Origin of the sequence: Streptomyces sp. NPDC017940, from assembly GCF_044328435.1 — a bacterium.
Classification (GTDB): Bacteria; Actinomycetota; Actinomycetes; order Streptomycetales; family Streptomycetaceae; genus Streptomyces.
In genome coordinates this window covers 467,084-483,000 of record NZ_JBIRHJ010000002.1, presented here as the reverse complement: position 1 = coordinate 483,000, position 15,917 = coordinate 467,084, and the positions used below count along the sequence as shown (strand labels likewise).

Annotated in this window: 6 protein-coding genes; all 6 read left to right on the top strand. The window is 73.9% G+C overall.

Annotation, left to right across the window (positions count from 1 at the left end):
* Positions 1-51 precede the first annotated feature (51 nt).
* The 6 genes from ACH4DX_RS07710 to ACH4DX_RS07685 all read left to right on the top strand — a co-directional run bounded on the left by ACH4DX_RS07710 (position 52) and on the right by ACH4DX_RS07685 (position 15,279).
* A complete protein-coding gene (locus ACH4DX_RS07710; RefSeq protein WP_398154409.1) occupies positions 52-1,047 on the top strand; it encodes an ABC transporter substrate-binding protein in 996 nt (331 codons plus the stop codon).
* On the top strand, positions 1,044-2,069 hold the full coding sequence (locus ACH4DX_RS07705; protein ID WP_398154408.1) for a FecCD family ABC transporter permease: 1,026 nt from the start codon (positions 1,044-1,046) through the stop codon (positions 2,067-2,069). The genes ACH4DX_RS07710 and ACH4DX_RS07705 overlap by 4 nt, the downstream gene beginning before the upstream one ends.
* Before the next feature lie 77 nt (positions 2,070-2,146).
* Positions 2,147-3,088 (top strand): FecCD family ABC transporter permease, encoded by a 942-nt coding sequence (locus ACH4DX_RS07700; RefSeq protein ID WP_398116015.1) that lies wholly within the window; start codon positions 2,147-2,149, stop codon positions 3,086-3,088.
* Positions 3,085-3,870, top strand: a complete 786-nt coding sequence (locus tag ACH4DX_RS07695; protein ID WP_150164510.1) for an ABC transporter ATP-binding protein — start codon at positions 3,085-3,087, stop codon at positions 3,868-3,870. Before ACH4DX_RS07700 ends, ACH4DX_RS07695 begins: the two co-directional genes overlap by 4 nt.
* A gap of 1 nt (position 3,871) precedes the next feature.
* A complete protein-coding gene (locus ACH4DX_RS07690) occupies positions 3,872-13,864 on the top strand; it encodes an amino acid adenylation domain-containing protein (protein ID WP_398154407.1) in 9,993 nt (3,330 codons plus the stop codon).
* Positions 13,861-15,279: an MDR family MFS transporter gene (locus ACH4DX_RS07685; RefSeq protein WP_398154406.1), complete on the top strand. Its 1,419-nt coding sequence runs from the start codon at positions 13,861-13,863 to the stop codon at positions 15,277-15,279. The genes ACH4DX_RS07690 and ACH4DX_RS07685 overlap by 4 nt, the downstream gene beginning before the upstream one ends.
* Positions 15,280-15,917 lie beyond the last annotated feature (638 nt).

Here is a 15,917-nt window from a genome sequence, read left to right as displayed (position 1 = left end):
CACCCCTACCTGAGTAACAAGTAACTAGTAACACGTAACAAGGAGCGAAACATGTCCATACGCAGATCGTCGGGTCTGGTCGGTGCCGTGGCGCTGGCCCTGTTGGTGACCGGGTGCGGTTCGTCGGACGGCGGGTCGGACGACTCGGGCAAGGGGAAGACCCGGACGTTCACCGCGGACAACGGCAAGATCAAGATCCCGTCCGACCCGAAGCGTGTGGTCGCCACCGGCTACGCCGTCCCGGCCCTGATCGAGGGCGGCGCCCCCCTCGTCGGCATCTCGTCCTGGAAGCGGGGCGAGTCGATGATGAGCAAGCAGGACCTCGCCACGTACAAGAAGACGCCCAAGGTGGCGGGCGAGCTCGCGACCGAGACCAACTACGAGGCCATCGCCGAGGCCGAGCCCGACCTGATCGTCATCGGCGTGCCCGCCCCGGTCCTCGGCGACATCGACGTCAAGCGGCTCGAAGGCATCGCCCCCGTCGTCGCGATCGGCCCGACCGTGCCGTCCGCCTGGCGCAAGCTGGCCCACAAGCAGTCCGACGCGGCGGGCGCGCTGAAGAAGTTCGACGCCGCGAAGGAGAAGTACGAGACCGAGGCCGGCAAGCTGGCCGAGAAATACGCGAACGTGCTGCCCCGGCTGAAGCTCGGCCACGTCGGCGCGTACGGCGAGACCGCGAAGGGCACGTTCCAGCGCGAGTTCGGCGGCTCGTGGGGCACCAACATCGCCCAGGACGTCGGCGCGAAGTACTACGGCAAGGTCAAGGAGCCCGGCCCCGGCTCCAAGGCCGTCAGCGAGTACCCCTCCATCGAGGAACTGCCGGACGCCCTCGGCGAGGCCGACGCCATCACCTACTCCGTCAACCCCGACGGCAGCGTCCCCAAGCCGGTCAAGTACGTCATGGACTCCAAGCTCTGGAAGAACCTGCCCGCCGTCAAGGCCGGCAAGACCTTCCCGATCCGCTACACCGAGGCCGCGACCTACGGACAGGCCATGCAGACCCTGGACGCGATCGACACGTCGTTCGCTCCGCTCCTGAAGCGGTGACCGTCGCGGGCCGCGCCTGTGAGGCGGCCGGAACCGGAAGGACCGTCTCGCGGACCGGCCTGCTCGTCGGCGGCCTGGTGCTGATGGCCGTCGTCGCCGTGCTCAGCATCGGCATCGGCGCCCGCTCGGTCGCGCCCGGCGAGGTCGTGCGGGCCCTGTTCGACTACCAGGGCTCCAACGACGACCACGTGATCGTGCGGGACGTCCGCGTGCCGCGCGCCCTGCTCGCCATCGCGGTGGGCGCGGCCCTCGCGGTGGCGGGCGCCCTCATCCAGACGCTGGCCCGCAACCCCCTCGCCGAACCCGGCATCCTCGGGGTCACCGCCGGAGCCGGATTCTCCATCACCATCGGCTCGGCCCTCGGGCTGACGGTCAATCAAGCCGGTGAGCTGGGCTTCGCGGTCGCCGGCTCGGTCGTCGCCGCACTCGTCGTCGTCGCGGTCGGACGGCACTCGCCGCTGCGCCTGGTGCTCGCGGGCGTCGCCCTCACCGCCGTACTGAACGGTGTCGCCCTGGGCCTGCGCCTGATGCTCCCCGACACCTTCGACGCGTACCGGTTCTGGTCGGTCGGCTCCCTCGCGGCCCGCGAACAGGCACCGATGGCCCTGCCCCTGACGGTCATCGCCCTCGCCCTCGTCGGCGCGCTGCTCCTGAGCCGGGCGCTCAACGCCCTGTCGCTCGGCGAGACCGTCGCGCACACGCTGGGCGCGAACGTCGGACGGGTGCGCATCGCCGCACTCGTGCTGATCACCTTGCTCAGCGGCGCGGCGACCGCCGTGGCGGGACCCATCCTGTTCGTCGGCCTGATCGTGCCGCACCTGGTCCGCAGGCCCGCCGGCGGCTCCGTGCCGTGGCTGATCCTCTACACGATGGTGCTCGGCCCGATCCTGCTCCTCGTCGCCGACATCGGCTCGCGCGTCCTGCTGCCCACCGGCGAGGTGCCGGTGGCCATCGTGACCGCGTTCCTCGGTGGCCCCATGCTCATCTGGGCCGTGCGCCGCTACGGGGCGGGGTCGCTGTGAACACACTCGTGACGAAAAGAGCCGTGCACACCCTCGTACCGAGAACCGAACGCCGCACGGTGGTCCTCGTCGCCGTCATGACCGTCCTGATGCTCGGCCTCGGCCTGCTCGGACTCTGCTACGGCACGTCATGGTCCACCCCCGGCGAGGTGTTCGCCTCGCTGACCGGCACCGACCGCTCCGTGGTCATCTCCGACTGGCGGCTGCCGCGCGTCCTCGCCGGACTGGTCTTCGGCGCCGCCCTCGGCGTCGCCGGTGCCCTCTTCCAGAACCTCACCCGCAACCCGCTGGGCAGCCCCGACGTGATCGGCCTCGACGCGGGCGCCTACACCGGCGCCCTGTTCGCCCTCACCGTCCTGTCGGGCACCTCCGCCCAGCTGGCCACGGGATCGGTGCTCGGCGGACTGGTCATCGCCGCCGTGATCTATCTGCTCTCGTTCGACCGCGGCTTCTCCGGACTGCGCCTCGTCGTCATCGGCATCGCCGTCAACGCGATGGTCACCGCGGTCAACTCGTGGATCGTGCTCCGCGCCGACCTGGAAGTGGCGATCGCCGCCGTCGGCTGGAGCGCGGGCTCCCTCGCCGGAGTCGGCTGGGAGGACCTGGGCATCCCCTTCACCGTCATCGCCGTGCTCCTCGCCCTCATGGCGTCGCGGGCGCACGCCATGCACCAGGCGGCACTCGGCGACGCGATCGCCGTGACCACCGGCGTCGGACTGGGCCGGCTGCGGCTGCTCATGGTGCTCGTCGGCGTCGGCTGCACCGCCACGGTGACCGCCGTCGCCGGACCGATCGCGTTCATCGCCCTCGCCGCCCCGCAGATCGGCCGCAGACTCGCGGGCGCCGCGGGCGTGCCGCTGCTCCCGGCCGCGCTGACCGGCGCGGTGCTCCTCCAGGGCGCCGACCTGATCGCCCAGATGCTCCTCGCCCCTGTCGCCCTGCCGGTCGGCGTCGTCAGCACCGCGATCGGCGGCTGCTACTTGATCTGGCTCCTCAGCAAGGAGGTGGCGCGCGCGTGACCGCACGCCTGACCGCGCGGGACATCACCCTGCGCTACGGAGACCGGGTGGTCTCCACCCGGCTGAACCTGGACGTCCCCGACGGCGCCTTCACCGCCATCGTGGGCCCCAACGCCTGCGGCAAATCGACCCTGTTGCGGGCGCTCGTGCGGCTGCTGCGCCCCCACGAAGGGCGCGTCGAGTTCGACGGCCGCGAAGTCGGTGGCTACCCCGCCAAGGCCCTCGCCAAGCAGCTCGGCTTCCTGCCGCAGGACCCCCTCGCCCCCGAGGACATCAAGGTCCGCCAGCTCGTGGCCAGGGGCCGCTTCCCGCACCAGTCGCTGCTGGCCCTGCGCTCCCCGGACGACGACGCGGCCATCGACGAGGCGATGGTCGCCGCCGGGGTCGAGGACCTCGGCGACCGGCCCGCGCAACAGCTGTCCGGCGGACAGCGCCAGCGCGTGTGGATGGCGATGGTCCTCGCCCAGGAGACGCCCTACCTCCTGCTCGACGAGCCGACGTCCTTCCTCGACATCACGCACCAGTACCAACTGCTCGGCCTGCTCGCCCGGTTGCGCGACGAGGGCCGCACCGTCATCGCCGTACTCCACGACATCAACCAGGCGTGCCGCTTCGCCGACCACCTCGTCGCCATGAAGGACGGCCGGGTCGTCGCAGAGGGCGACCCCGGGGACATCGTGGACGCCGCGCTGATCAAGGACGTCTTCGACCTGCCGAGCGTCATCGTCCCCGACCCGGTCACCGCCACGCCGATGGTCGTCCCCACCCTGCAAGGAGAGTAAGTTGAGCACCGCAAGCGTCTCCTCGGACGGCCTGCTCCCCCTGACCGGCGCCCAGCTGGGCATCTGGAACGCGCAGCGCCTGGAACCGGACTCGCCGTACTACGTGGTCGGCGACGTCGTCGAGATATCCGGCGGCGAACCCGTCGACGTCGCCGCGCTCGTCGAGGCCGTCCGGGCCACCACCGAGGAAGCCGAGACGCTGCGGCTGCGCGTGTACGACACCCCGGAAGGGCCGCGCCAGACGGTCTCGCAGGACCCCGTCGCCGCGCCCGAGGTGATCGACGTCAGCGGCGACCCCGACCCGGTGGCCGCCGCCCACGCCCTCGTCGACGCCGAACGGGCCCGGACGGGCGCCGCCTGCCGGGGCATGGTGGACCGGCCGCTGTACGCGCGGACCGTCATCCGGCTCTCCGACCGCGAGGTCTGGTACACCCAGCTCGGCCACCACCTGATCTTCGACGGCTACACCGCCGCGATGCTCGCCCGCCGCACCGCCGCCCGCTACACCGCCCTCGTCGACGGCACCGAGCCCCGCACGTCGACGTTCGGCGGGTTCGCCGCCCTCGTCGAGGCCGACCGCGCCTACCGCGCGAGCGACCGCTTCACCGAGGACCGCGCGTACTGGGTCGAGCGGTTCACGCCGCTCCCCGAACTCGGCGAGCACGCCGAAGCCGCCGGCGGCGCGCCCGACAGCACGCTGACCGCACGCGCCGCCCTCACCCCCGAGGAGACCGCCGCGCTCCGCGCGTTCGCCGACGCCGAGGGCGTCACCTGGGGCGAAGCGCTCATCGCCTGCTACGCCGCGTTCCTGCACCGCATGCTGGGCCGCACCGACGTCGTCTTCGCCCTGCCGCTCATGTGCCGCACCGGCTCGGTCGAGCTGCGCACGCCCGCCATGGCCGTCAACGTGCTGCCGCTGCGCGTCACCGTGCAACCCGGCGACGCGCTCGGCGCGTTGAGCCGCCGCGTCGCCGCCGCCATGAAGGAGATGCGCGACCACCAGCGCTACCGCGGCGAGGACCTGCCCCGCGACCTCGGCGTGCCCGGCGCGGGCGCGCTCCTGCACGGCCGCGGCATCAACCTCAAGGCCTTCGACCTCGCCCTCGACTTCGCCGGCGCCAATGGCGTGCTGCGCAACGTCGCGGGCGGCCCGCCCGAGGACATGGGCCTGAGCGTCCTGCCGGCCCGCGACGGGGGGCTGCTGCTCGGCTTCGAGGTCGATGCCAGGTCCCAGGACCAGGCCTCCGTGGACGGGCTCCTCTCCGGCCTGCGCGCCCTGCTCGCCGGGCTGATCGACGGCCGGCCCGTCGGCCGGATCCCGCTCGCCGGAAGCCCGCAGGACACCGAGCGCCTCCTCGCGGCCTGGTGCCCGCCCGCCCTGCCCGGCGTGCCCGCCGACATCCCGGCCGCGTTCGACGCGATGGTCGCGGCCGACCCCGGGCGCACCGCCCTGGTGTGCGGCGACGACCGGTGGACCGCGGCCGGACTGGCCGACCGCGTCCACCGGGTCGCCCGCGCCCTGCGCGCCCGGGGCATCGGCACCGACGACGTCGTGGCGCTCGCGCTGCCCCGCTCCGCCGACTCGGTCGTCGCCCTCCTCGCCGTACTCGACGCGGGCGCCGCCTTCCTGCCCCTGGACACCGCGTACCCCACCGAGCGGCTGCGCGGCCTCATCGACGACACCCGCCCCGCGCTGGTGCTCACCGCCGCCGACGACATCGACGGAGTGCCCTGGAGCACGCTGCTCGACGAGGCCGCCACCCTGTCCGGCGCCCCGCTGACCGTCGACGAACTGGCAGCGCCCCGCCACCCCGAACACCTCGCCTACGTCATCCACACCTCCGGATCGACCGGCCGCCCCAAGGGCGTGCTCGGCCGGACCGGCGGCCTCGCCGCGCTCCTGCACCACCAGCGCTCGACCGTCGTCGCCGAGGCCGAGGGCGCCGCGGGCAGGCAACTGCACGTCTCCCACACCTACTCGTTCGCCTTCGACTCCGCGTTCGACCACCTGATCTGGCTGCTGTGCGGGCACCGCCTGCACGTGTACGACACCGAGACCGCCCGCGACGCCGACGCCCTGCTCGCCGCGTACGCCCGCGACGCCATCGACATCGTCGACACCACGCCGTCCATGGCCGCGCCGCTGATCGACGGCGGCCTCCTCGACCGCAGACCCACGCTCCTCGTCCTCGGCGGCGAGGCCACCCCGCCCGCGCTGTGGCGGCGCGTCGCCGACTCCGGCATCACCGCGCGCAACATGTACGGCCCGACCGAGGCCACCGTCGACGCCACCACCGCCCGCATCGACGGCGGCGAGCCGACCATCGGCCACCCCCTCGCCGGCACCCGCGTCTACGTCCTGGACGGCGCGCTGCAACCCGTCTCGCACGGCCGCACCGGCGAGCTGTACCTGGCGGGCCCGCACCTGGCCCGCGGCTACCTGGGCCGACCCGGCGCGACCGCCGACCGGTTCGTCGCCGACCCCTTCGGCCCGCCCGGCGCGCGCATGTACCGCACCGGCGACCTCGCCCGCTGGATACCGGGCCGCGGCCTCACCTACCTGGGCCGCGGCGACGGACAGGTCAAGATCCGCGGCCACCGCGTGGAGACCGGCGAGGTCGAGGCCGCGCTCGGCGCCGTGCCCGGCGTCACCGCGGCCGCCGCCACCGTCCGCTCCTCCCGCCTCGTCGGGTACGTCGTGTCCACCACCGTCACCGGCGAGGCGGTCCGCGCCGAACTCGCCGCGCGGCTGCCCGAGCACATGGTGCCCGCGGCCGTCGTGGTCCTCGACGAACTGCCCGTCACCCCCAACGGCAAGCTCGACCGGGCCACCCTGCCCGCCCCTGCGGCCTCCGGCGGCGGCCGCGAGCCGAGCACCGAGCGGGAACGGCTCCTGTGCGCCGTACTCGCCGACGTCTTCGAGGTCGAACGCGTCGGAGTCGACGACGACTTCTTCTCCCTCGGCGGTGACAGCATCACCGCGATCTCCCTCAGCAGCCGCCTGCGCGCGAAGGGCCTCGAACTGCGGCCGCGGGACCTCCTGGCCCGCCGCAGCTTCGCCGCGCTCGCCGCCTCCGCCACCCTCGTTCAGGACGTCGCAGGCCCGGCGGACGAGCCGACCGGGCCCGTGCCCGCGCCGCCCATCGTGCGCGGCCTCCTCGACCCGCACCCGGACGTCGACACCGTCGCCGGGTACGCCCAGTGGACCGCCCTGTACGTCGACGACCACCTCGCCCACGGCGACCTCGTCGCGGGCGTCCAGGCGGTCCTCGACCACCACGACGCCCTGCGGCTGCGCGTGGACGACGGACTCGACGTGCTGCCCCGCGGCGCGGTGCGCGCCGTCGTCGACGAGGTCCACGGCGAGGACGACGTCACCGCGCTCGCCGAACGCCTCGCCGCGCGACTCGATCCGCGCACGGGCGACCTGGTGCGGACCGCGCTGCTCCGTACGGGCGACGACACGCCGGACCGGCTCGTCGTCGTCGTCCACCACCTCGCCATGGACGGAGTGTCCTGGCGCATCCTGCTGCCCGACCTGCACACCGCCTGCACGGGCGCCGCACTCGAACCCGCCGGCACGTCGTGGCGCCGCCACGCCACGCTCCTGGCCGAGCAGGGCGCGTCCGGCGCGCGCCGCCCCGAACTCGACCACTGGCGCGCCGCCCTCGGCTCCGCGTCCCGCGTCGGCGCCCGCCCCCTCGACCAGAAGCGGGACACCGTCGCGACGGCCCGCCGGACCGTCACCGTCGCCTCGCCCGAGGTCACCGAGGCGCTGCTCACCACGCTGCCCGCGGCCTACCGCGCCGGGGTCGACGAAGTGCTGCTCGCCGCACTGGTGCTCGCCCTGCGCGCGTGGGGACCGGTCGACGACGACGCGGTGACCGTCACCATGGAAGGCCACGGCCGCGAACACCTCGACCTGTCGCGCACGGTCGGCTGGTTCACCAGCGAGTACCCGGTCCGCGTCCCCCTGGCCGACGGCGTGGGGCAGGCGCTGCGCGCGGCCAAGGAGGCCCGGCGCGGCGTCCCCGACGCCGGGATCGGCTACGGCGTCCTGCGCCACCTCGACCCGGAGGCGGGCGCCGAACTGGGCGCCGTCGGCCCGCCCGACGTCCTGCTGAACTACCTGGGCCGCTTCGGCTCGCTGCCCGGCACCGGCTGGCGGCTGCCCGAACACGACGCGTTCTCCGTCATCGAGCCCGACGCCAAAGCACTCGAACAGGTCCTCGCCCTCAACTGCTTCGTCCACGAGGAGGGCGCCCCCCGGCTCGCCGTCGAGTGGACGGCCGCGTCCGCGGTCCTCGGCGCCGAAGCGGTCGCGGACCTGCAAAGCGCCTGGACGGCCGCCCTCGACGCGCTCGCCGAGCACGCGCGCCACACCTCCGGCGGACTCACCCCGTCGGACCTGCCGCTGGTCGACCTCGACCAGCCCACCATCGACGCCCTCGAACGCACCGGCCGCGTCGCCGACGTCCTGCCCGCCACCCTGCTCCAGGTCGGGCTCTCCTTCCACACCCTCGTCCGCGACGACCACGAAGCCGACGTGTACGTCGTGCAGGCCGTGACGACGCTCGTCGGCGAGGTACGACCCGAGGTGATGGCCGAGGCCGCACGCGAACTCCTGCGCCGCCACCCCGCGCTGCGCGTGTACCTGGGCACGGTGGGCGATGACGTGGTCCAGGTCGTCCCTGCCGACGTCCACCTCGACTGGCGCGAGGACGACCGGTTCCCCGAGGCCGCCCGCGAGGACCTGGAGCGCCCCTTCGACCCGGCACGCCCGCCGCTCGTCCGCTTCCTGCTGTCCCGCGTCGGCCCCGACGAGCACAAGCTCGTCATCACCAACCACCACGCGCTGCTCGACGGTTGGTCCATGCCGATCGTCGGCCGCACCCTGCTCGCCCTCTACGCCGAGCTGACCGGCGGCCCCGCCGCCCCCGTCGCCCCGCCGCTCTCCGAGTACTTCCGGTGGCTCGCGGACCGCGACCACCAGGCGTCGCTCGGCGCCTGGCGGGACGCGCTCGGCGGCGTCGACGACGCGACCCGCCTCGCCCCCGCCAGCACCGGGACCGCCGTCGAGCGGCCCGGACGCGAATGCGTCACCCTCGACCGCGAGTTCAGCGACCGGCTGCGCGCCTTCGCCCGCGAACAGGGCATCACCCTCACCACCGTCCTCCAGACGGCGTGGGGCCTGCTCCTCGGCAAGCTCACCGGGCGCCGCGACGTCGTCTTCGGCTGCCCCGTGTCGGGCCGCCCCGCCGAGGTCCCGGGCGTGGAGTCGATGATCGGCCAGCTCGGCACCACCATCCCGGTGCGCGTGCGGCACACCCAGGACCAGACCGCGAGCGACCTCATGGCGCACGTGCACGCGGAGAGCGTCGCGCTCGCCGAGCACCACCACGTCGGCCTGCCCGGCATCCAGCGGGCGGTCGGCGTCGGTGAACTCTTCGACACCATGCTGGTGATGGAGAACTTCCCGCTGTCCAGCAGGAAGCGCGCCCCGCTCGCCCCCGGACTCGACCTGACGGGCGTCGACATCACCGACGCCACGCACTATGCCCTGACCGTCATCGTCATCCCCGACGACGAGATCACCATCGGCCTCGGCTACCAGCCGCGCGCCTTCGACGCGGGCACCGTCCGCGACTACGGCCGCTGGCTGCACCACCTCCTGCGCGAGATCGTCGCCGACCCGGCACGCCCCGCCCTGCGGCTGCCCACCCTCGACGCCGACGAGCGCGAGCGGATCCTGCGCACCGGCACCGAGATCGTCCCCGCCAAGGCCCGCGGCCACTGGCTGGAGGAGTTCGCCGCCCAGGTACGCCGCAAGCCCGACGCCGAGGCCCTCGTCTGCCGCGACCGCAGTCTCAGCTACAGCGAACTCGACCGCGAGGCCAACCGCCTCGCCCACGCGCTGATCGCCCGCGGCGTCCGCCCGCAGGACCCGGTCGCCGTGCTGCTCGGCCGCGACATCGAGATGACCGTGGCACTGTTCGGCGTGGCGAAGGCCGGTGCGGTGTACGTGCCGATGGACGCGAGCTACCCCCGCGAGCGGCTCGCGTACATGTTCGACGACATCGCCCCGGCCGCCGTCGTGTCGACCGGCGCCGCACTGCCCGTCGACCGCGACATCCCCGTCCTGCGCCTCGACGACCCCGCCACGCTCGCCGCCGCGCCGGACACCGACCCGGCCGACGCCCGCGCCCGGCTCACCGAGGACGCCCTCGCGTACGTCATCTACACCTCCGGAACCACCGGGCGCCCCAAGGGCGTCGGCGTGACCCACCGGGGCGTGCCCGACCTGATCGCGTTGCAGGAGGAGGTCGTCGGCGTCACCGAGCACGACCGGTACCTGCACTTCGCGTCGACCAGCTTCGACGTCGCGTTCTGGCAGACGATGGTGCCGCTCCTCTCCGGCGGCACGTCCGTCATCGCCCCGGAGGAGGTGCGCGTCCCCGGCGACGAACTGCTCGACTACATCGTCGAGCACCGGGTGACGGGCGTGAACCTGCTGCCGTCGTTCCTCGCCGCGATGCCCGACGACCGCACGGTCGACCCCGACGTGTTCTTCGTCGTCGGCGCCGAGCGCCTCGACCCCGAACTGGCGCGGCGCTGGGGGCAGGGACGGCGGGCGCTCTTCAACGCCTACGGCCCGACCGAGGTCACCATCAACTCCGTGACCTGGCACTACGACCCGGACGACGAGGGGCCGCTGCCCATCGGCCTGCCCGACCCCAACGTTCGGGCGTACGTCCTCGACGGCGGCCTCCAGCCGGTCGGCGTCGGCGTGACCGGTGAGCTGTACCTCGCGGGGCCCAGCCTGGCCCGCGGCTACCTGGGGCGTCCAGGACTCACCTCCGAGCGGTTCGTCGCCGACCCGTTCGGGCCGCCCGGCGAGCGCATGTACCGCACCGGCGACCTGGTGCGGTGGCGCCCCGACGGGCAGTTGGTGTTCCTCGGCCGCGTCGACCACCAGGTCAAGGTCCGCGGCTTCCGCGTCGAACTCGGCGAGATAGAGTCCACGCTCACCGCGCACCCCGACATCCGCGCCTGCGCCGTCATCGTGCGCGAAGGACGCCTCGTCGGCTACGTCATCCCGACCGACGGCGCCGACCTGGACACCGCCCGCGTACGGGAGTTCCTCGCCGCGGAGCTGCCCGACCACATGGTCCCGACCGTGCTCGTACCCATCGACCGGCTGCCGCTGAGCCCCAGCGGCAAGCTCGACCCGACCGCGCTGCCCGCCCCCGAGACCGTGACCGCCGCACGCCGCGACCCCGCCACCGAAGCCGAAGCGGTACTCCTCGGCGTCTTCCGGGACGTCCTCGGCACCGACGCCGTCGGACCCGACGACGACTTCTTCGCCATCGGCGGCGACAGCATCGTGTCACTGCAAGTCGTCTCCCGCGCCCGGCGCAAGGGCCTCGGCCTGACCGCACGGGACGTCTTCGAGGGAGCGACGGTCGCCGGCATCGCCGCCCGCGCCCGCACCCTCGACGACGGCGACGCACCCGCCACCGGCGACGCACCGCTCACCCCGATCATGCGCGACCTGCTGCGCCGCGCCGGAACCGCCGCCGACGGCTTCTGCCAGTGGGTGGAGATCTGCGTCCCGGCCGGTGGCGACGCGGGGGAGTGGCAGGCCGTGCTCGACGCGCTGCTCGCCCGGCACGACGTGCTGCGCGCCCGCCTCGGCGCGGACGTGCTGCACATCCCGCGGGCCGGCGCGGTCACCGGCGCCGACATCCTCACCGTCGTCCGCGCTGCCGACGGCGACCTGCGCACCCTCATCGACGCCTGCGTCGCCGACATCCGGGACGCGATGGACCCGCGCACAGGACCACTGCTGCGGGCCCTGTGGGTGGACGCCGGACCCGACAGGCCCGGCAGGCTCGTCCTCGTCGCCCACCACCTGGTCGCCGACGGCGTCTCCTGGCGCATCCTCCTCGACGACGTCCAACACGCCTACACAGGCGGGGAGTTGACCCGGCACGGGCAGTCCTTCCTCGGCTGGGCACAGGGTCTGCGCGACGCCGACCGCCGAGCCGAACTCCCGCACTGGCAGCGGATGACCGCCACTCCCGCCCTCACCGCGCCGCTCGACCCCACCAGAGACACCGTCGCCACCGCACGCCACCACGAGATCCACCTCGACACCGACGCGACCCGCGCGCTGATCACGACCCTGCCCGCCGCCCACCGCACCACACCGGACGCCGTGCTGCTCACGGCGCTCGCCCGTGCCGTACGGGCCTGGCGCGGCACCCCGCGGGTCCTCGTCGCGCTGGAGAGCCACGGACGCCCGCGGCACGTCGACCTCTCCCAGACCGTCGGCTGGTTCACCGCCGTCCACCCCGTGCGCCTCGACGCGGACGACGACGTACAGACGGTCAAGGAGCGGCTGCGCGCCCAGGGCGACGGGCTCGGCCACGGCATCCTCACCTCCGCGGGTCTCCTCGACCCGGTCACGCCGGAGATCGCCTGGAACTACCTCGGCCAGTTCCCCGGCGCCCCCACCGACGAGACGCCCTGGCAGCCGTCCCCGGACGCCGACCCGCTCGGCTCCGGCGGCACCGACGCCCTGCCCCTGCCGCACAGCCTGATGGTCAACGCCCTCGTGCGCGACGACGCGCTCGGGGTCCGCCTCACCCGGCCCGCCGCCCTGTTCACCGCCGCGGAGGCGGAGGAGCTCGCCGAGTGCCTGCGCACCGCCCTCCTCGGACTCGCCGCCGCACCGGAGATCAGCGCACTCGACGGCGGCGGGACCGGCGCCGAGATCCAGCCGCTGACCCCGCTCCAGGAAGTGATGCTCCGGCACTCGCGCACCGAACACCCCGACCCGTACACCGTCCAGTCGACCTTCACCCTCGAAGGGCCGCTCGACGTCGACGCCCTGCGCGCGGCGGGCGCCGACCTGATGGGACGCCACCCGAACCTCGGCGCGGTCTTCCCCGCCGACCTCGCGGTGCTCCCCACGTCGCCGCGGCCGGACTTCCGCGTCGTCGAGGGACCCGCCGACGAGGCGCTCGCCGCCGACCTCGCCGAACCGTTCGACCTCGCCGAGGGCCCGCTCCTGCGCCTGACCGTGATCCGCGACGGCGCCGACCGGTCCCACCTCGTCATGACCAGCCACCACGTCCTCTCCGACGGCTGGTCCGCCCCGCGCATCCTCACCGAACTGTTCGACCTCTACACGGCCCGCACCCGCGGTGTCGCCCCCGACCTGCCCGCCCCCGTGCCGTTCGGCGACTACCTGCGCTGGCGCGCCGACCACGAACCCGACCTCGGCCTGTGGACCGCCGAACTGGCCGGGCTGCCCGAGGGCGACTACCTGAGCGAGGGCGAACCGGGCCCCGCCTGGCAGGAACCCACCCTCATCACCTTCGACGCGGAACTCGTCGACGCCCTCACCCGCCTCGCCGCGCGCCGCGGCCTCACCCGCAACACGCTGGTGCAGGGCGCCTGGTCGGTGCTGCTCGCACGGCGCTCCGGCCGTACGGACGTCTGCTTCGGCGCCATGGTCGCCTGCCGTCCCCCGGAGCTCGCGGGCGTCGAGGAGATCGTCGGCCTGCTCGCCAACACCGTCCCGGTCCGCGCTCGGCTCGCGGGCACCCTCGCCGAGACGCTCGCCGGGCTCCAGGCCGGGCAGCGCGCACTGGTCGAGCACCACCACGTCGCCCTGACCGACCTGGAGCGGCTGACCGGGCGGCGCAGGCTCTTCGACAGCATGGTGGTCTTCGAGAACTACCCGGTCGACCCCGACCGGCTCCGCGAGCCCGCCCCCGGGCTCACGGTCGTCGGCACCCGCTTCCGCGAGTCCACGCACCACCCGGTGACCCTGACGGTCATGCCGGACGGCGACGGCTGGACCGGCGTGCTAGCCCACCGCGCCGGGGTGCGCGCCGACGGACTCGCCGACGAACTCCTCGACGTCCTCCGCACCCTGGACGAGCACCTCGACCGCGACGTCCGCGACCTCCTGGAGGGCCGATGACCAGCACTTCGGGCGGCGGGGCGACGGAGGCCTCGCCGCCCGCCGACCGGGTCGACGGCCGCCTGCTGCGCATCGCGTTCATCCTGGTCCTCGGCACCTTCATGGCCACGCTGGACGCCACCATCGTCAGCGTCGGCATCGACCGCCTCACCGAGGAGTTCGACGCGTCGGTCGCCGACATCCAGTGGGTCAGCACCGCCTACCTCCTGGCCGTCGTCGCGGCCGTCCCCGCGTCCGGCTGGCTCGCCGACCGCTTCGGCGGCCGACGCACCTGGCTCGCCGCCATCGGCGTCTTCCTGCTCGGCTCGGTGCTGTGCGCGCTTGCCTGGTCGGCGACCAGCCTGATCGTGTTCCGGGTCGTCCAGGGGCTCGGCGGCGGGCTGCTGCCCGCGACCGGGCAGGCGCTGCTCGCCCGCATCGCGGGCCGCAACCGCACCGGCCGCGTGATCAGCGTCGTCGCCGTCGTCCCGCTGCTGTCACCGGTGTTCGGCCCGCTCGTCGGCGGCGCCATCCTCAGCGCGGCGTCCTGGCCGTGGCTGTTCCTCGTCAACCTGCCGATCGGCGTGGTCGCGGCCGTCCTCGCCCGCCGCCACGTTCCCGCGGTGCCCCCAGCGCCCCGGCGCACGGCGTTCGACCTGCGGGGCGCCGTGCTGCTCTCGCCCGGCCTCGCCGTCCTCGTGTACGGGCTGACCGAGGTGGCCCACGGCCGCGACCTGCCCGCGGCGCTCGGCGTGACGGCGGGCCTCGCGATGCTGGCGGGCTTCGCCGTGCACGGGCTGCGCACCCGCGCCACGCCGCTGGTCGACCCCCGGCTGTTCGCCCGGCCGCCGTTCGGCGCGGCGGCCCTCGCGCTGCTCGTCCTCGGCGCGTCGGTGTTCGGTACGACGTTCCTGCTGCCGCTGTACTTCCAGACGGGCCGCGGCCTCTCCGCGTGGGAGGCCGGGCTGCTGCTCGCCCCGCAGGGCATCGGCGCGGCGGCCGGGTCCGTCCTGGTCAACCGCACCATCGACAAGGTCGCGCCGCGGACCCTGGTCGTCACGGGCATCGCCCTGATCGTCGCCGGGACGGTCCCGTTCACCCTGCTCGGCCACGAACCGCCGGACGCGGTGATCATCGTGGCGCTCGTGGTCCGCGGGATCGGGATGGCGATGATCGGCGCGCCCGTGATGAACATCGTCTACAGCCGCATCGAGCCCGAACAGCTCCCGCGGGCGGCGGGAGCGCTCAACCTGCTCAACACGGTGGGCGGCTCGGTCGGCACGGCCGCCCTAGCCGTGGTCCTGGAGAACCGGCTCGCGGCCCGGGGCCCCGACATCTCCGCGGCGTTCGGCGACACCTTCTGGTGGGTCCTCGGCTTCTGCCTGCTCGCCGCCGCGGGAGCGACGAGGCTGCCGAGGACTCGCCCCAAGGGGTGAGCGGGCGTCGTCAGGGGGTGAAGCTGTCCGGGACCGCCGTGTGCCGGTCGGCGGCCCAGCTCTCGGGCGGCCCGGCGGTGAGCTCGCCGGGGGAGAGCCAGTCGTACAGCTCGGCGTACGTAGGACCGGAACCTGCCGTTGTCCTCGCGGCGCCGCACGAGATGCGGGCCCAGGTCGGCGGCGTCGGGCACGCCCATCGCGGCCATGAGCTGCAAGCGCGCTGTGGACTGTGGCCCTCTGGAACCGTTCGACGCGCGCCGACTCGTCCACGACGTGGAGGGCGCGGGCACGGCGCGGGTCCACTTTGGTGACGCCGGCACGTGCTGTTCCGCTCAGCGGAACGAACCTTGGCCATGCTGGAGGCGCGCAGAGATACTCCTCGCCTGCGACCTGATCGCTCATGCACCGCACTCACTCGATACACAGGCGAGCAGACAGCGGCACGAGAACGCACGGCAGGACAACCAAAAAAAAGGGGGCAAGGGCCCATGCGGCGCGCTGTCTCGGAGCGGAGCGGCACGCAACATGCCGCAGGCCTGACCGCACTCGTCATCGCGCCGTGAGCTCCCGGACGAGTCGGGCGCCGCCGTGCTCGCTGACTTCGGCACCGGCCTGTCGGGGGTCCTTGCCTTCCTGCT

Excerpts from the sequence above, each read along its gene's own strand:
- ACH4DX_RS07710 (WP_398154409.1), top strand. The coding sequence starts at position 52 with ATGTCCATACGCAGATCGTCGGGTCTGGTCGGTGCCGTGGCGCTGGCC.
- ACH4DX_RS07700 (WP_398116015.1), top strand. The coding sequence starts at position 2,147 with ATGACCGTCCTGATGCTCGGCCTCGGCCTGCTCGGACTCTGCTACGGC.
- ACH4DX_RS07685 (WP_398154406.1), top strand. The coding sequence starts at position 13,861 with ATGACCAGCACTTCGGGCGGCGGGGCGACGGAGGCCTCGCCGCCCGCC.